Below are 15,215 nucleotides of genomic sequence, written 5' to 3'. Positions count from 1 at the left end.
TCGCCATGCCACATGTGATCGTCGAATACACCGATAACCTGGGCGACGACGCCCGCATTCCGGAATTGCTGCAGGCGATAAACGAGACGCTGATTGCGCAGAACGGCGTATTTCCCACTGGCGGTATCCGCTCGCGCGCCATCAAGCTGACCGACTACCGCGTGGCGGACGGGAAGGAGGACGATGCTTTCGTCCACGTCACGCTCAAAATCGGAGCGGGCCGCACGCCCGACGTCAAGAAGGCTGCGTGCGATGCGCTGTTCGAGGCCATCAAGACACATTTTGCGCAGGCCTTTGCGCGCCGCTATCTGGCGCTGTCGATGGAATTGACCGAATTCGACGAGGGCGGCAGCTATAAGCACAACAACATTCACGCGCGTTTTCGCAAGGCTTGACCCATGCTCGACACCAAGACCATCCAGACGATCGCGCGCCGCTTGCACCAGGCCGAGATCGACCGTAAGCAGATTCGCCAGGTTTCGCTTGAGTACCCCGACATCACCATCGATGACGCCTACGCCATCCAGCGCGAATGGGTCGCGATGAAGCAGGCAGAGGGGCGGCGGCTGAAGGGCCACAAGATCGGATTGACGTCACGCGCGATGCAGCAGTCTTCACAGATCGACGAGCCGGACTATGGCGCGCTGCTCGACGACATGTTCTTCGCCGAGGGTGGCGAGATCCCCGCCAGCCGCTTTATCGTGCCGCGTGTGGAAGTGGAACTCGCCTTCGTGCTCGGCAAGCGGCTGGAGGGGCCTGGGGTGACGCTGTTCGATGTGTACGACGCGGTGGACCACGTGATACCGGCGCTGGAGATCATCGACGCGCGCTCGCAATCGATCGATCCAGACAGCGGGCGCCCGCGCAAAGTGTTCGACACGATTGCCGACAACGCGGCCAATGCCGGGGTTGTGATGGGCGGCCGGCCCATCCGCATGCGCGACGTGGATCTGCGCTGGGTCAGCGCCATCTTTTCACGCAACGCGGTCATCGAAGAGACAGGCGTGGCAGCCGGCGTGCTGAACCACCCGGCCAACGGTGTCGTCTGGCTGGCCAACAAGCTTGCGCCGCACGGCGTGGCGCTGGAACCGGGGCAGGTGATCCTTGGCGGTTCGTTCACACGGCCGGTGCCCGCGCGGCCCGGTGATACATTCCATTGCGACTACGGTCCGCTTGGCAGCATCGCCTGCCATTTTGTCTGACCGTCTAACCGTCTAACGCTCAAAGGATGTCCTCGCGATGCAGCTCCCGGTGAACAACTTCAAGCGTGCGCTGGCCGAACGCCGGCCGCAGATTGGTCTGTGGCTCGCAATGACGCATCCGTACCCAGCGGAGATCGTCGCTGGTGCCGGTTTCGACTGGCTGCTGATCGACAACGAGCATGCGCCGAATCAACTGCAATCGACACTCGCGCAATTGCAGGCGGTTGCGCCGTATGCATCGCATCCCATCGTGCGGCCTGCCTGGAACGATCCGGTCGAGATCAAGCGCCTGCTGGATATTGGCGCGCAGACCCTGCTCGTGCCAATGGTTCAGAACGCCGACGAGGCGCGTGCCGCCGTTGAAGCGATGCGCTATCCCCCGAACGGTATTCGTGGCGTTGGCAGCGCGCTGGCCCGCGCATCGCGCTGGAACCGCGTAGACGATTACCTCCACCAGGCCGATACGCAGATGTGCACGCTGATTCAGGTCGAAACCGCAGAGAGCCTGGAGCATCTCGATGCGATTCTTGCCGTGCAAGGCGTCGACGGCGTCTTCATTGGCCCTGGCGATCTCGCGGCATCCATGGGGCACCTGGGCGCACCGGGGCATCCAGAAGTCCGCAAGACGATCGAAGGCGCAATTCAACGCATCGTTGCGTCCGGAAAGGCGGCGGGCATTCTGTCAGCGGATCAGGCGCAGGCGAAGCATTACCTGTCGCTCGGAGCGACCTTCGTTGCGGTCGGGACGGATGTCACGCTGCTGGCGCGCAGCGCCGAACAGCTGGCCCAGGCATTCAGGGGGGAGGACGCTGCCAAGCCGCAGGCGGGCGGCAGCGTGTATTGACGGGCGTTACTCGTCGCCTGTGAAACGCCCAATCGGCGTGTGTGTTTCCATGACGTGGATCGACTCGTCGATGGTGGTGTAGAGCGCGTCGAGGCGTGCGCGGCCCAACTGCGCTTCGATGCGTGCGTATTCCGCATCCACTTGCGGCTCCACGTCGGCCAGGAACTGGCGGCTCTTGGGGGTGAGCGAAATCAACTGCCGGCGCTGGTCCACCGACGACTTTGTCCGCACGATCATCTCGGACTGCTCCATCGCGGCCAGCATGCGCGTCAGGCTCGGGCTCAGGATCAGGCACGCATCGGCGAGCTGGTTGGGCTCCATGTCGCCGTTATCGTTGAGCGTACGCAGCACGCGCCATTGCTGCTCGGTAATGCCGTGCTCGCGCAGGATCGGCCGAAAGCGCGCCATGAAGGTCTCACGGGCGCGCAGCAGGAGATGCGGGAGATTGCGGTGCTTGAAGGCAGAGGCCATGCGGGGCGCTCCTTATGCGCGGCGCAAAGCGGCGACCACGGGCGTGTGGTCTGAGGGCTGCTCCCACGTGCGCGGCACGCGGTCGATATGGCACGACTCGCACAGCTTGGCGAGTTCAGGCGACAGCATGATGTGGTCGATCCGCAGGCCGGCGTTGCGCTTGAAACCAAACATGCGGTAATCCCACCAAGAAAACAGCTTGTCTTCCTGCTCGAACATGCGGAAGGCATCGACCAGCCCGGCGCCTTGCATTGCACGAAACGCCGCGCGCTCTTCCGGCGACACGAGGTTCTGGCCCTCCCATTTTTTCGGGTCGTGCACGTCGCGGTCTTCGGGGGCGATGTTGAAATCGCCCAGCAGCATCAGTCGGGGGTTTGCCGCCATCTCGCTCGTCAGCCATGTCTGCAATGCTTCCAGCCAGCGCAGCTTGTAGACGAATTTGTCAGAATCGAGCGCCTGCCCGTTCGGAATGTACGCAGAAATCACGCGAACCGGGCCACCGTCCACGTCGTACGTGGCGGCCACGATGCGCTGTTGCTCGTCGGCAAAACCAGGGATGTTCTTCACCACATCGCGGCCTTCAGGCACCGACGCCTTGCGCGCGAGGATGGCGACACCGTTGTACGTCTTCTGACCCGTGAACAACGACGCATAGCCGGCGGCGTCCAGCTCGGCTAGCGGATAGCGATCATCGGGCAGCTTGAGTTCCTGCAGACAGAGCAGGTCGATGGGCGTGGCGTCGGCTTCGCGCTCAGCCAGCCACTGCAGCACGTGCGGTAGGCGGACCTTCAAAGAGTTAACGTTCCAAGTTGCGACGCGCATGGTTCGGGAGTTTTCTTTTAACTTCAATTGCTTAGGGTGGGAGCCAGCCGGAAATTTCCTTCTGGCTACCCATTTAGCTACCCACTTTGCGGGCACTGGAGAGTGTGGCATCCGCGTTGCGCGAATGCCACTATGGTATCAGCGAGCGAGCCTGGCCCGGTCGATCATCGCCCTCACGCTGTCAGCGGTAATGCCGCTCGAGCGCGTGCCAATTTTCACGAGCTCCAGTGCGCCCGAATTGACGAGACGGTAGATCGTCGAGCGGGACACACCCAGCTTCGCCTGCGCCACGTTGATGCGGTAGATGAGAGCCCCGGTGTCCGGCGTGGCATTTTCGATGATTTTCATACTGCGCTCCAATTGGTAGTTGCCGCTCTGTCGGCTTGTTAACTTCTGTTGCGTCTCGCCTTGCTTGCTCGGTGCCTTCGTACCATCGGTAGATGGACATGCACCCCATCTCAAAAATCGAACTACTTGCCGATCGATGGTTGGGTCGAGCCAAGGCGTGGCTCCTGATCGTGATTGGGCTCGGCATTTACAGTACGTTTGCGGAGCCGTGGGAAGTCGCGTGGGAGCGATGGCTCCTGTAGATCTTTGCCGTTGAGAATCAGCGCGCGGACTCGGAGTCTCCCTGACACGATCGTTGCTGGGTACCTGTCGGCTCCGGTCATCAGGCATTGGTTCATGGTGTGCTCCGTGTGTTGCTGGTCGTTTCGATGATTCGTACTGCTGCTTTGGTCATTTGCTGCCGGTGTTACGATGTTCGAAATAGCCGGAGGTGTAGATGGCGTACTACGGGATTACCCACGCGCGCATTGACGACGCAACGGGGCGTGCAACCCATGTTCGCTACGCGTTGATCAACCCACAGACGAACTCGTGGGGATCTCCTTTTGCAGATGTAGACATTGATCAGATCATCATGCTTCTCATGAGCGATGATCATGTCTACGCGCTCCACACCATCGAAGGACTCGGGCCGCTTGGCCCGAAAGTGGGTGTCGTTGTTGGCGAAAACGGCTATGAGTGGATCGAGGTCGAGGAGCCTGAAAAGCACGAAGGACGGTTGCTTCGCGATCTGCCCGCTATGTAGGTTCTTCCCCAACATTTATCGTGCACCTTCCCGCTGCATAGTTTCTGCGGCGAGGAGTTGTTCACGTAGTTTCACCAAAGCGCGATAGGTGCGAGGGCCATGGCACCCGTGCTCGATGGCCCGCATCACTTTGGCAAGCGTCACAAACTCAACCGTTCCGGCCTCGGCCTGCTGCTGAACCATTTCGTCGGCGTCAACAGAATGGTCGGTAACAACTGGCTCAGCGTTCGAAGTCGGGTTTTGTGCAAGGACAGGGGCGGCTTGCAGCAGGGCGGTCCCCCCTCCCTCCACGCTACGTTGTGCGCGCGTGTTCCATGCGGAAATGGCCTCTGCAACTGTCTTGGCACCGGCACCACTGGCGCCGCAATCGCACTCCACGTAGTGAGATCCTGGGCCTTGCGAGAAGCCGTCATGCGTCGGGAGAAAGCTGCTCATGTCGTCGCCGCAGAATGGGCACTCCTTAAGGGTTTCACCCCCTTCAATGCTCGAAGGGCTTCCCGCAAACATGGATGCGGCTTGCAGCAGTGCCGTCCGGTACTGGCCCATCGTTTGGAACGTCGCGGCGAAGGCGTCATCCGCGATCAGGGCGCGCAGCTTGGCAAGCTCCGTTGAACCGGTCGGGAAATTGAACGCGCGTTCCTTCGGGATACCTACGGGCAACATCACAACGCCCCCCGCTTCGGCCGAACAGCGCCGTTGATCTTCTGCATACCCATCCGGCGCCCGCCGCGGCGCGCGGCCTCAATGACTTCCTGACACGAGCGGTGCGTCTTGACGGCGCCGTCGAGATCTCGTGCGCAGGGGATGCTGACGCTCTCCCATACGACGACGCCTTTGACGCGCAGGCTGTAGCTGCAATGCAGCGAGCCGGGCAGGAGGCGGCGTTGCACGTCGTGCTTGCCGATGCGGATGGTGGCGGGGGTACGGTTCACTATGCGATGCATGGTTGGTCTCCGTTGCGGCTGGTCAGTCGTCGAAGTCGCCTGCAGCCAGTTTCTTGAGGTCGACCCACACGCGGCGGGTCGTGCGAATGCGCGGATGGGTGCGGGCGTGCGCAGATGCCTCGATGGCGGTGCGGACGGGGCCGGCGGCCAGAGCCTGCGCGTCGGTGCAGATGAGGCGCAGCTTGTTGCGCTCGGCGAGCACTGCCGCGTCTGCGATGGGGCGCGGAGGCATGTCAGCCCCCGAGCACCATGGCGGCGTCTGGCGCGATGGCGCCGGCGAGGCCGAACAGCAGCACCACAAGTGCGAGCGCGAGAGCAGGACGCTCCGTTAGTGGGCCGTTGGCAAGGCGTGCGACACGCGAATTGAAGGGCTGCGTCATACCGCCTCCGTCGCAGGCGTAGCGGCAACCCGCTGTTCTGCCTGTTCGAGTGCATCTTTGAGCAAGCAAGACAGCATGAGCTTCACGCGGCCTTTCTTGAACGTGGGGCTGGGGTATTGGCCCGTGCCTCGTTCAACGACCTTCCAGCCCGCGCGCAGCAACGCGCTTGCGAGTCGTATCTCGTCGTTGGACAGCAGGCCGGAATACCTCAGCGTCGAGCTCGCAAAATCGCGTGAGATGCTGTCCCCGAAGAGGCGATAGCCACTGCGCTCAATGGCTGCCCGTTCGGCTTCCAGAGCGTTGAGAGTTTTCGCCATCTTCTGGATTTCTGCCATGCGGAGGACGTGGCGCTTCTCTTCGTGCCAACGCGCCTGATTGAGCAGCGATAGGCTGCAAAGCTCATGGAAAGTGAGGTGCTTTGCCATGGCCGCTCCTCAAGCTTCGCACGTCGATACGCGATTGGGGGCGGCGATCTCCGATGTCTCGTCGAGATGGAGGGCGTATGCGTGGAAGGCTAGGACTACGGCGAGGGCGGCAAGATAGGCAAGAGCGAGGGCTGCATTTACGATGGTTTTCACATTGTTCTCCACTTACTTGGTAGGAGAACGATAGTTAAAACTATCGGTTACAACAATAGTGAGAAGGTCAATATTTGGTACCAGTTCGGCTGCCGCCGCTGGTGGCTTCCCACGACGGCAAAACCTCTTACCCTGCAATTTCCCTGGGGTTATGGTGACTTATTGGCCTCTGCCCACGTGACATAGCTCTTTGTCCGATCTGCAACCCTCCTTCTTGCGGAGCTTCAGACCACTTCCTCAGTGCTATATTCTTGGCATGGTTGCCGCTAATCCTGCCACCCAAACTGTCGAAATTATCCAAGAACTCGACGTGATAATTCGAGCAGGTGGTCCCTATGCCGATCCGAACGAGTTCACGTGGCGCAGTTTAAAAAGGCGTGCGGAGCGTGTGCGCGATGTCGATGCGGTCGCCGGTTGGGGGGTGTTGGCGCTCCTGTACGCGATTGCAGGCGATGTAGAGGAGATGGAGCGTTGTTTTCGTGCAGCGCATGCGCTGGCTCCGAATGACCGGACGAACACGAACAACTGGATCGTCATGCGGACAAACCTCGGTCGCAACTTAGCTGCATTGGATTTGGCACTGAAGCACGCGACGGTTGAATCGGGTTTTTTCAGTGAGAGGTTTGGACCGCTTGTGCGCGCAGGTGGAATTCAGGCGGCGGCCGAACGTATCAGGCGCGCCAAGGAGATTGGTTTGAACGTGGAAGGGCTTGGTTTTGAGTACCTACCTCAAGCCGCAAAGATTCTGGCCGAGGCGGGGGTCGAGGACCAAGCAATCGCACGGCAGTTGGAGGTTGCTGGCCGACTATTGGCGGAAACAGGTCAACTGCATGTTGGCGAGACCGTTGTCGACGTGAACGATGAACCAAGTGTGTATGTTGGGGTGACGTACATTTTGCGAGTTGGGATGTCGAGTGAGGCCGTCTTCAATATGAACATTGCGTTGGCCAATGCAGAGCAGGAAGCCGGTATCGAGCGGCATCCTGCATTCGATGTTTCGTTTGCCGTAGCATGATGGTCAAGCCATCCGAATTACTTGACTGCGCTCTTCGGATAGCAAAGCTCGATGGATCTGAGGCTGCGGGCAGGGCAGCAATCAGTCGCGGCTACTATGCAGCCTTCCACGCGGCGCGTAATTACCATAATGCGCTTCCTTTGCCCGGAGACATTCGCGGTGCTTCTGGGATGCATCAGCAATTGCTGAATCAGCTTCAGTTCCCGAACATTCCACCTCAAGACCCTAGGTTTGCGGAATCCGTAGCGATTTCGAAGACCCTGCGTCCGGCATGCAGCGCACGAGTTGATGCGGACTATAAGCTTGAACTACCAATCCAGTCGCCGCGTGTCGATGCAACGATCGAGGCGTGCCGGCAAGTGGTTAAGCTTGCCGTCAACAAAGGTGATTGATATCTCCACTTCCGTTGACAAACGTGAGGTCGGTTCGGATGCGACTCAGGGTCCGAACAGTCCATAGGATCTTAGGCGGCGCACTTTTCTGGAGTGACTGCGCCCGTCATTTCTTTCCAACGTAGTCAGGTATATTCGTGGCGAGCGATCTTGAAGGAAAAATCGTCGACGAGTGCTATGACGATGATTGGCGATGCAGATTTTCTGCTATTGAAAGGATGTATTGACGATGGACAATGCCATTGCCGGCGAGGGGCAAGATATTCTTTCGGCCTTCGACCAAGAAAAGCACTTGTATGATGCTTTTGGTGCGAAGCTAAAGCAGCTGATTGAAGACCTATTAACTGGGGCAGGAATTTCGTTCCACTCGGTGGCATTCCGCTGCAAAAATAGAAAAAGTCTCGAAAGAAAGCTATCAAAACCGGGTTCTGGATATTCTTCGCTTGAGCAGATAACTGATATATGTGGTCTTCGCGTCATTACATATTTCGAAGATGACGTCGAGAAAGTATCGGGAATTCTCAAGTCTGAATTTTCCATCGACGAAAAAAATTCCGGAGACAAGGCCCATGCACTGGATCCCGATAGATTTGGATATCTTTCCGTACATCATATTGTCTCGAACGCGGAAAGTCGTGCTGATCTGGCGGAGTATCGTAAATTTAATGGATTAAAAGCGGAAATACAGATCAGGTCAATCTTGCAACATGCTTGGGCAGAGATTGAGCATGATCTCGGCTACAAATCTAGTAATGCGATTCCTCGGGAGATTCGTCGACAGTTTTCCAGGTTGGCCGGCCTCCTGGAGCTTGCCGATCAGGAGTTCAATACAATCCGTGACTATTTGCAAAACTACTCAAGCTCAGTAGGTGATCGTATTGAGCTGGCTCCCGCTGAAGTAGAATTGAATGCGGCATCGTTAAAGACCATTGTTGAAACCAGCATTGAGATCAAGCGCCTCGATGCGGCGATAGCAAAAGCTGGTAGATCGAGAATGGCGCACAGACTCAGTCTTGAAGAGGCGGGAGAAGAGGTCGAGCGATTGAGATTCTTTGGTATAAACACTGCCGCTAAGCTAATGGACTCGATTCGCGAGCATGGTCACAAGATTGAGCCATTTGCAGAGATCTGGCTTCACGATGACTATGAAGATGAGAATGATAGATCTTCCGGTTTTACGGAAGGCGTCTCACTATTCTACCTTTCTTATATACTTGCAGCTGCTGATAAGGATGCTGAAACGTTGATGCGTTATATTGATCATTACGAAATTGGCTACGGTTCGGCAGGAAGGGAGAAAGTGAAAGATGAAGTTCTTGAGGCATACGCGCGCGTCATTAATTGATTTCGTCGTGTATCCAAGTAAAAAGAATTGTTTGCATAAAAGGGTGCAGCCAATTTGGCGGCGCTCTACGTGCCGACGCACTTTGACAAGTCGGCGTAAGCGATGGTCGATAGAAGGCTTTCCACTTGCCTGAGCAGAGAGTCGCTTTCGGAGAACATCTCTTCAGAAAGGGCGCTTGCGTTTGCCGAAAAATATGTGGCTTCTTGGCCGGCAGGTGGCATCCAAGCTGACACTTGAGCGCGCAGATTGCGGAATAGCTGAATTGCAGTCAGCGTTTCCTGTTTCGCTTGAGGCGTCGTTCGCCCGGGCTGGCGCACCAGTTCCCAGAGACAGTTGGCGACCGTTTCGATGTGCAACTGCGTGATGCTCAGAAGGATCGCAGTGGTTTCTGGCGATGCGCGGAGTTGCTTGCCGAAAGCAATACGCAACAACTGTTCGCACCGGTGATAGCGTGCGGTCGCATCATCCCATGTCGCTTTGAGAATAGCAGGGTGCATGTTCGTGTCCATTTTGGTGTCCGTAGTTGGTTCACGCGCGTCCACCGAGTTTTGGGTGTGGTCGCGTTCGCGTGCGCGCAGTTTGATGGCGAGGTGCAGGCTCATGGTCGCGTGCGTGGCGTCTGACAGCCTGTGCCTGTAGAACCCTCCGACCACAAAGGCCGGTTTGTGAGCGGACGACGTCGGCTTCAGGACGAGCGCCACCCCGTCGTACGCATCGCTCTGGACGTGTTCGAGCAGCAGCGCAACCGCGCGATCGAGATCGCGTCGGTACGCTCCGGCGAGGCGCGCGTCTTGACCTCCGCTTTGGGTGGATGACGGCGTTCCAGGCCGTGTGCGCGTGCTTGGTTGTGGAAACTGAATGAGGATGCCCATTGTGGTTCGACTGACGGCCCGCGCGGGCAGTCATGTTGTTGGTGGGCAGCCAACAATAGAATAAGAATCCTCCTATTCGCATCCTGCTCAACAGGAAACAAAAAATCCCGCCGAAGCGGGATTCTTTAACTGGCGCGCTTGCGCTGCGCCTTCGCCTTGGGAAGCGGGGGATAGCCGTAGTCGGATGGCTCGGCAACCTCTGCCGGTGCTTCCTCGAAGCGTCGTGACTTGGTCCCTAACGGGTCCAATGCAGGTATGTCCGAGTCCACGAGCAGACTGGCCGCTTCAGTCAGCAATTTCACTGCGCGGGCCTCGCGGGCGCGACTCGCCGCCAACTGTTGCCGCAGTTCTGCAATCACTCGATCACGCTCTGCGAGCTGCGTGTCAGGGGCGGCCTCTCCAGCGTCGAATGTCCCGGCCGGTAGGCCGATGAGTTTCTCCATCTTCTCGACTGCTCGATCGCCGAACGGCGCGGTGCCATTGAGCAGCTGCGAGACATAGGTCGGATTGACGCCTTCATGCAATCGAGCGAAGGCAGCGGGACCGCCCGCGTTATTCACCATTTGGCGAAGTTTCTCAACTCTTCGCGCGCGCAAATCCATGGTGGTGTCCCTTTCCTAGCGATTGCAAAATTATGTGATTCTATTGTTTGGTGCGATAGAAAAAGCTATCGTCATGGCCATGACACTAACCGAGTATGTCCGTGCTCGACGTGGCCGTTTGACGGCACTCGCGCGCGCCATCGACATGTCGCCGATCTACTTGTCGCAAGTCGTAAACAAGGGTCTGCGGATCAACCCAGCACGATGCGTCGCAATTGAAGTCGCGACGCAGGGCGCGGTTCGACGTCCGGATCTCAGGCCCGACGACTGGCATCTGATCTGGCCCGAGCTTATCTCCGCCCGCGCGTCATCTACACGGCTACACCAACGGCCAATACGGCCCAAGCCTCGAATGATACCGGCTGTGGCATCTGTGGCCCGTCTTCGACGCGTTCGTCGCAGGGGCTGCTTCCGCTCGCTGGATCGCGCCTTTCCAACGATGAGGCGAGTGTACGCGCCCGCCAGAACCGCCGGTAGTGCGATGCGCACGGCGGCCCTATGACCCCACTTTAGGAGACACCTCTTGAGCCAACACTATTCCGAAATCAATCAACACGATGCGCTCTATTGGGTAGCGCGCGGTTATCCGGGCGGCGTTGAAGGATTGGCCGCGCGGATGGACAAGTCCGCCGCAGTGCTGCGGAACAAGCTGCTGCCGCATGTGCAGACGAACTATGTGTCGTTTGAAGAGGTGTCGGTGATTGTCGAGCACGCAGAAGGCGCTGGCGTGCCGAACGCGAAGCTGCCGATTCAGGCGCTGTGCTGGCGGCACGGGATGGTGGCAATCCCGCTGCCCGAGGTGGCACGCGAGGATCTGCCGAATACGGATCTGTATGAGGCGCTTTGCAATGTGTTGGCCGAGGTGGGAGATGTGAGCCGCGCGATGTCTGCGGCGCTGGCTGACAACCATCTTTCGGAGGGCGAGATGCGGAAGCTGGAGCGGGAGTTTGAAGAGGCAACGGCTTCTGTGATGGTGCTGCGTGAGCTGTTGCGTGTGCGTGCGCAGCGTGATGCGGAGCGGTTGCAGCGGCTGCGTGGCAAGGCGTGATTGACTGTTTTTTGAAGCGCGGGAGCGCATAGGAGAAGTGATGCAAGGCTGTAAAGCAAATTGCGGTGGGCTGGCGAAGCTGTCTGAAGAGCATGCCAAGCGGATAGCGGATGTGCTGTGCGGCATGGCGGCGGAAAAACGGGCGACCTTTTCTACGTCGATGCCCGCGCGTCTTACGGAGGCCCGTGAAGTCCTGACGCGCGAGCTGAGACTGCTGGCGGAGGTTACTGAGCCCGCCCGGAAAGGTAAGCGTGATAGGTCTCGATGAACTGTTCGCAGAATCGGGCCACAGCTTTGCCGGGTTCTTCGTTCGCGCCTATTTGATTCTGGAGTAGGGTGGGCTGATGTTTGAGGATATGGTCGAGCAAGTCCTCAGCGTCTTTACGCGGCTGAAGGTGGTCCATGCGTTTCCTAGAAAAGGTTGTGAGTGGTCTTTGTCGGGTTGTGCGATCCGACGACGCAGTGTTGCCGCCAGTAGTTCAGGCGGCAACCTGTAGCGCCACGTTGTATCGATTTTTGACAGGGCTAGATCGCGCATGACACAAACGCAGAGCAACACGCCACGCTTTTCACACGGTATGACGTGCTGCAAGGCGGGGCGTGTTGCTGTGGGCTTGTCGTGCGACCGGCCGGACCAGATGTGTTGTGCGTGGCACCGCATTACGGGGGCGTTCAAGCCACGCGGGTTGCCGGTGCTGTCGAAGTTTGCGGAGCATCTGCTGGATGCTTGCGCGTGGCCGCTGGCTGATGTGTTTTGGCCGTTCAATGCGGCTGGTGAGTCTTCCGCGCTGGCGTTGGCCTGCGCGTCGCGTTATCGCGCGATTTCAACTGAGGCGGAGCGCCTCGCTTTTCGATCCACCGTTGTTGCGTCGACGTCGCGGGAGTTTGTGGCGGTGTTTGACGTGCTGTGTAAGGCCGCGCCGCTGCGGCTGTAAGGGCGATTCCATGGACATTCCTATCGAAGCCGTTGGCGCTGTTTGGGCCAAGGGCAGGGCGGCTGCATTGTCTGGCCGTCCGTTGGATGAGGCGAACGAGTATCCGGCTGGCAGCGCGCATCACGAGACGTGGCTGGCGGGGTATATGGGCTTGACGCGCACGCATGGAGGCGAGGGTGTCGGCGTATCGCATCAATGATCTTGAGTTGAGCGCGCTGGCCGGGGCGGGCGCGGAGATCGCGCACCTGTACCTGGTGGCGCTGCGCCCGCGTATGGACTTCCGTACGGGCGTGGTGGGGCGCGTGGTGCGGATCTCGTATCAGGCGTTGCGTGAGTGGACGGAGCGCACTGCGCGTCGTGGCGTGCGCTACCTGGCGCATGACAAGTCGAAGCTGCAGCGGATGTTGGCGCAGTTGGAGAAGCTGGGGCTGCTGCGCCGGCTTGGCGGGCAGTACGAGCTTGTTTTTGCGTGCCCGTTGGCGGATACGGATTCGTGCGTCCAAAAGAAAGCCGGTCGAGGTTCGATACACCCGCAGGATGGTTATGAGTTCAATGCTGACGCGGGTTTTACGGATGTGCCTGAGTCTGTGGATAACGCGAAAGCCGCCACACATCCGTATTCCGGTAACACCTATAAAACCAACCCCCCTAACCCCCCACGCCGGGGGCGTGAGAAGAAGGAGATTGAGTCCCCCACGCCTGCGGCGCGGGAGGATCGAAACGACCCCCAACACCGTCGCACGCGGCGGCACCGGCTCTCAGAGGAACGTGGTCAGAGCATGAGTGTGGTTGGGGATGGGCTTGCAGAGAGTGAGGATGGGCAGGGCGTGGCGTGGCAAGCAGACCTTGCCTGGCCGGTTGACCTGAGAGGGCCTGAGCGGGCGCGTGTTGCACGGATCGTGGCTCGGGCACCTGTGGCCATGAGGCAGGTGGTGATCGACGAATGGCGGGGCCGTATGGCGGCGGGTGGTGTGGATGATCCGTTTGCGATGCTGGCTTACCACGCGAAGCGGGCGAGCGATCCGGATTGGGTGCCGTCGTATGCGGCTGAGGTGCGTGAGTCGCGGGAGCGGGCGAGGGCGCTGCGGCGTGAGCAGGATGAGGCGTTGGCGCGGTTGCAGGCGCAGGCGGAGCAGGCGGTGGCGGGGATGCCGTGGCATGCGGGGCGGTTGCGGCAGGCGGCGGGCGTTGCGCGAGGTGCGGCATGACGGCTGAGGAGGCGTTCGACGCGGCGCGGCTGGCGGCGTGTGGCAAGGGTGAGTGGCCGTCGCGGGCGGTGTTCTGGTCGGCGGTGCGGTTTGGGATGAGGGCCGTTGAGGCGGCGTGCTGGGCTGATGCTCAGGAGCGATGGTCGGCGCTCTGGCGGGTGGCGGTGGCTGAGCATCTGCCGCCGATTCCGGAGGCGCCGTTGGTGGGGGCGCCGGCGTCTGTGGTGCAGGCGAAGACGCATCTTGCGCGTATGCATGAAATCGTCGGATCGAGGAGGCAGGATGTATTGCGCTAAGCCGCGTGAGGTGACGAGGCAATCTGCGTTGGTGACGAGCGAGGATCAGGCGCTCGATGATCTGCTGTTCGCGTGGTTCTGCTGGGAGGCGCAGTATTCGGGCGAGAAGTGGTTTTCGAACCGGGATGCGACGTGCGGTGGGTCTGCGAGCTCGCGGCAGTGGATGTCGACGGATGACATTCACGAGGCAAGCGTGGATGCGTGGCAGATGCAGCAGGTGGCGGCGGCGATGGAGGCGATCTCGGGCGACCATGCGCTGGCGATTCGGGTGGAGTGTCGGAATCGACTAGGGCCGGGCGTGTGGCGGAACCCGCGCGCGGGGCTGCGGCAGCCATTGGTGTATGCGGCGGCGAAGGTGGCGATCAGGCCTTGGATTGTTAAATTCGGTGTCGAGTATTGATGGGGGCGGGGGCGTCGCTTACAGTTCGGTTCGTGGGGCGACGCACGCCCATAGAAAACGTAAGCCCGACCGGATTGCCGTGTCGGGCTTTTTGTTTTGTTCGGTGCGCTCACGACCATCAAGAGACATTTGAGACTGGATCATGCGCACACGTCTGTCGAGATTGGATAGCAGCCACGAATGCGGACAAGAATCCGCGCATCTCGGACTGCCACTCAGGTGTCTTCAATATGGCCTTGATCTCGGGCGGTGTTTTGCCGATCAGTGGGATGCGCAGAAATACGTCGTCAAGAAATCCATCGCTGACGGTGGACAGCACCAGCCGGAGCGATCCCAACATGTCATCGCCGCGATGAGATGCGTGCGCCAGCGCAACAGGTTTTCCGATGACTTCGAATCGCGACACCATCCAATCGATGGCGTTCTTTAGACCGCCAGGGATGGCGCGAACGTACTCGGGGCTCGCAATGATGATCCCATCGCATCCTGACACGCGAGCAAGGAATTCCAGGACTTCGACCGGTGTCTGTTGTCCTTCCAAATCGGGAGAAAAAACCGGCAAGGTGTCGAGGCGGTGGAATACCGACAGCTCAACCCCTTCAGGGGCAACGTCTTTCAATGCCAGCAGCAGTGCTGTGTTGACGGAATCGCGGCGGGCGCTGCCGGAGATGGTTAAGAGCTTCATTTGCGTTCCTGGCCGATTTAGTGCGGCGCTGTTGGCTCCAATCATAGTCCACGACAGCACCACACTGACTACCAGCGATCCGC

The 15,215-nt window shown here is 59.5% G+C and carries 25 protein-coding genes; 14 read left to right on the top strand and 11 right to left on the bottom strand.

What is annotated here, in order from left to right:
* Window positions 1–5 precede the first annotated feature (5 nt).
* The 3 genes from ACCD03_RS16750 to hpaI are packed head-to-tail and all read left to right on the top strand — an operon-like array spanning window position 6 to window position 2,046.
* Window positions 6–395, top strand: coding sequence for a 5-carboxymethyl-2-hydroxymuconate Delta-isomerase (locus ACCD03_RS16750; RefSeq protein ID WP_413412345.1), 390 nt, complete (start codon window positions 6–8; stop codon window positions 393–395).
* A gap of 3 nt (window positions 396–398) precedes the next feature.
* Window positions 399–1,202 (top strand): 2-oxo-hept-4-ene-1,7-dioate hydratase, encoded by an 804-nt coding sequence (gene hpaH, locus ACCD03_RS16745; protein ID WP_316674972.1) that lies wholly within the window; start codon window positions 399–401, stop codon window positions 1,200–1,202.
* A gap of 37 nt (window positions 1,203–1,239) precedes the next feature.
* On the top strand, window positions 1,240–2,046 hold the full coding sequence (gene hpaI / locus ACCD03_RS16740) for a 4-hydroxy-2-oxoheptanedioate aldolase (protein WP_413412344.1): 807 nt from the start codon (window positions 1,240–1,242) through the stop codon (window positions 2,044–2,046).
* A 6-nt stretch (window positions 2,047–2,052) separates the two neighbouring features.
* Here hpaI and hpaR read toward each other — a convergent pair whose 3' ends face one another.
* The 3 genes from hpaR to ACCD03_RS16725 form a co-directional block, all read right to left on the bottom strand.
* On the bottom strand, window positions 2,053–2,517 hold the full coding sequence (gene hpaR / locus ACCD03_RS16735) for a homoprotocatechuate degradation operon regulator HpaR (RefSeq protein WP_413412343.1): 465 nt from the start codon (window positions 2,515–2,517) through the stop codon (window positions 2,053–2,055).
* 12 nt (window positions 2,518–2,529) lie between these two features.
* The gene (gene xth, locus ACCD03_RS16730) at window positions 2,530–3,339 is read right to left on the bottom strand and encodes an exodeoxyribonuclease III (protein ID WP_413412342.1); all 810 of its coding nucleotides are present in this window, start codon (window positions 3,337–3,339) and stop codon (window positions 2,530–2,532) included.
* Between the two features lie 138 nt (window positions 3,340–3,477).
* Window positions 3,478–3,687, bottom strand: a complete 210-nt coding sequence (locus ACCD03_RS16725; RefSeq protein WP_325651333.1) for a helix-turn-helix transcriptional regulator — start codon at window positions 3,685–3,687, stop codon at window positions 3,478–3,480.
* A gap of 436 nt (window positions 3,688–4,123) precedes the next feature.
* Between ACCD03_RS16725 and ACCD03_RS16720 the strand changes: the two genes are divergently transcribed.
* Complete coding sequence (locus tag ACCD03_RS16720; RefSeq protein ID WP_413412341.1) at window positions 4,124–4,432, top strand: hypothetical protein; 309 nt, start codon at window positions 4,124–4,126, stop codon at window positions 4,430–4,432.
* 15 nt (window positions 4,433–4,447) lie between these two features.
* On the opposite strand, the gene ACCD03_RS16715 is transcribed toward ACCD03_RS16720, so the two are convergent.
* Genes ACCD03_RS16715 through ACCD03_RS16695 form a run of 5 tightly spaced genes read right to left on the bottom strand, consistent with a single transcriptional unit; the run spans window position 4,448 to window position 6,181 of the window.
* Window positions 4,448–5,095, bottom strand: coding sequence for a Lar family restriction alleviation protein (locus ACCD03_RS16715; protein ID WP_413412340.1), 648 nt, complete (start codon window positions 5,093–5,095; stop codon window positions 4,448–4,450).
* Window positions 5,095–5,376 carry a hypothetical protein gene (locus ACCD03_RS16710; protein ID WP_413412339.1) on the bottom strand — a complete coding sequence of 94 codons (282 nt, stop codon included), beginning with the start codon at window positions 5,374–5,376 and terminating at the stop codon, window positions 5,095–5,097. The genes ACCD03_RS16715 and ACCD03_RS16710 overlap by 1 nt, the downstream gene beginning before the upstream one ends.
* Before the next feature lie 22 nt (window positions 5,377–5,398).
* The gene (locus tag ACCD03_RS16705) at window positions 5,399–5,608 is read right to left on the bottom strand and encodes a hypothetical protein (RefSeq protein ID WP_045203160.1); all 210 of its coding nucleotides are present in this window, start codon (window positions 5,606–5,608) and stop codon (window positions 5,399–5,401) included.
* A gap of 1 nt (window position 5,609) precedes the next feature.
* The gene (locus tag ACCD03_RS16700) at window positions 5,610–5,756 is read right to left on the bottom strand and encodes a hypothetical protein (protein WP_413412338.1); all 147 of its coding nucleotides are present in this window, start codon (window positions 5,754–5,756) and stop codon (window positions 5,610–5,612) included.
* A complete protein-coding gene (locus ACCD03_RS16695) occupies window positions 5,753–6,181 on the bottom strand; it encodes a hypothetical protein (protein WP_413412337.1) in 429 nt (142 codons plus the stop codon). The genes ACCD03_RS16700 and ACCD03_RS16695 overlap by 4 nt, the downstream gene beginning before the upstream one ends.
* A 343-nt stretch (window positions 6,182–6,524) precedes the next feature.
* Here ACCD03_RS16695 and ACCD03_RS16690 point away from each other — a divergent pair, with 343 nt between their 5' ends.
* From ACCD03_RS16690 to ACCD03_RS16680, 3 genes are all read left to right on the top strand, one after another.
* Window positions 6,525–7,349, top strand: a complete 825-nt coding sequence (locus ACCD03_RS16690; protein ID WP_413412336.1) for a hypothetical protein — start codon at window positions 6,525–6,527, stop codon at window positions 7,347–7,349.
* Window positions 7,346–7,741, top strand: coding sequence for a hypothetical protein (locus ACCD03_RS16685; RefSeq protein ID WP_413412335.1), 396 nt, complete (start codon window positions 7,346–7,348; stop codon window positions 7,739–7,741). The genes ACCD03_RS16690 and ACCD03_RS16685 overlap by 4 nt, the downstream gene beginning before the upstream one ends.
* Before the next feature lie 229 nt (window positions 7,742–7,970).
* Window positions 7,971–9,086 (top strand): GTP pyrophosphokinase family protein, encoded by a 1,116-nt coding sequence (locus ACCD03_RS16680; protein ID WP_413412334.1) that lies wholly within the window; start codon window positions 7,971–7,973, stop codon window positions 9,084–9,086.
* Window positions 9,087–9,151: 65 nt separating this feature from the next.
* Here ACCD03_RS16680 and ACCD03_RS16675 read toward each other — a convergent pair whose 3' ends face one another.
* Window positions 9,152–9,958 (bottom strand): hypothetical protein, encoded by an 807-nt coding sequence (locus tag ACCD03_RS16675; RefSeq protein WP_413412333.1) that lies wholly within the window; start codon window positions 9,956–9,958, stop codon window positions 9,152–9,154.
* A 125-nt stretch (window positions 9,959–10,083) separates the two neighbouring features.
* Window positions 10,084–10,560, bottom strand: coding sequence for a hypothetical protein (locus ACCD03_RS16670; RefSeq protein ID WP_413412332.1), 477 nt, complete (start codon window positions 10,558–10,560; stop codon window positions 10,084–10,086).
* A 73-nt stretch (window positions 10,561–10,633) separates the two neighbouring features.
* On the opposite strand from ACCD03_RS16670, the gene ACCD03_RS16665 reads away from it, so the two are divergent.
* The 7 genes from ACCD03_RS16665 (at window position 10,634) to ACCD03_RS16635 (ending at window position 14,447) form a co-directional block, all read left to right on the top strand.
* Entirely contained in the window at window positions 10,634–11,062 is a 429-nt protein-coding gene (locus tag ACCD03_RS16665; RefSeq protein WP_413412366.1) for a transcriptional regulator, read from the top strand.
* Window positions 11,063–11,083: 21 nt separating this feature from the next.
* A complete protein-coding gene (locus tag ACCD03_RS16660) occupies window positions 11,084–11,608 on the top strand; it encodes a phage regulatory CII family protein (protein WP_413412331.1) in 525 nt (174 codons plus the stop codon).
* 686 nt (window positions 11,609–12,294) lie between these two features.
* Window positions 12,295–12,543: a hypothetical protein gene (locus ACCD03_RS16655; protein WP_413412330.1), complete on the top strand. Its 249-nt coding sequence runs from the start codon at window positions 12,295–12,297 to the stop codon at window positions 12,541–12,543.
* A 10-nt stretch (window positions 12,544–12,553) separates the two neighbouring features.
* Window positions 12,554–12,742, top strand: coding sequence for a hypothetical protein (locus ACCD03_RS16650; RefSeq protein WP_413412329.1), 189 nt, complete (start codon window positions 12,554–12,556; stop codon window positions 12,740–12,742).
* A gap of 7 nt (window positions 12,743–12,749) precedes the next feature.
* Complete coding sequence (locus tag ACCD03_RS16645) at window positions 12,750–13,751, top strand: hypothetical protein (protein ID WP_413412328.1); 1,002 nt, start codon at window positions 12,750–12,752, stop codon at window positions 13,749–13,751.
* Window positions 13,748–14,047, top strand: a complete 300-nt coding sequence (locus ACCD03_RS16640; RefSeq protein WP_413412327.1) for a hypothetical protein — start codon at window positions 13,748–13,750, stop codon at window positions 14,045–14,047. The genes ACCD03_RS16645 and ACCD03_RS16640 overlap by 4 nt, the downstream gene beginning before the upstream one ends.
* A 31-nt stretch (window positions 14,048–14,078) precedes the next feature.
* Window positions 14,079–14,447, top strand: a complete 369-nt coding sequence (locus ACCD03_RS16635; protein ID WP_413412365.1) for a hypothetical protein — start codon at window positions 14,079–14,081, stop codon at window positions 14,445–14,447.
* A 118-nt stretch (window positions 14,448–14,565) separates the two neighbouring features.
* On the opposite strand, the gene ACCD03_RS16630 is transcribed toward ACCD03_RS16635, so the two are convergent.
* Window positions 14,566–15,132, bottom strand: a complete 567-nt coding sequence (locus ACCD03_RS16630; RefSeq protein ID WP_045203150.1) for an NADPH-dependent FMN reductase — start codon at window positions 15,130–15,132, stop codon at window positions 14,566–14,568.
* Window positions 15,133–15,215: the final 83 nt, after the last annotated feature.

The organism is Ralstonia sp. Ralssp135, assembly GCF_047304345.1.
Lineage (GTDB): Bacteria > Pseudomonadota > Gammaproteobacteria > Burkholderiales > Burkholderiaceae > Ralstonia > Ralstonia chuxiongensis.
This window is presented reverse-complemented; position numbering and strand designations above follow the sequence as displayed.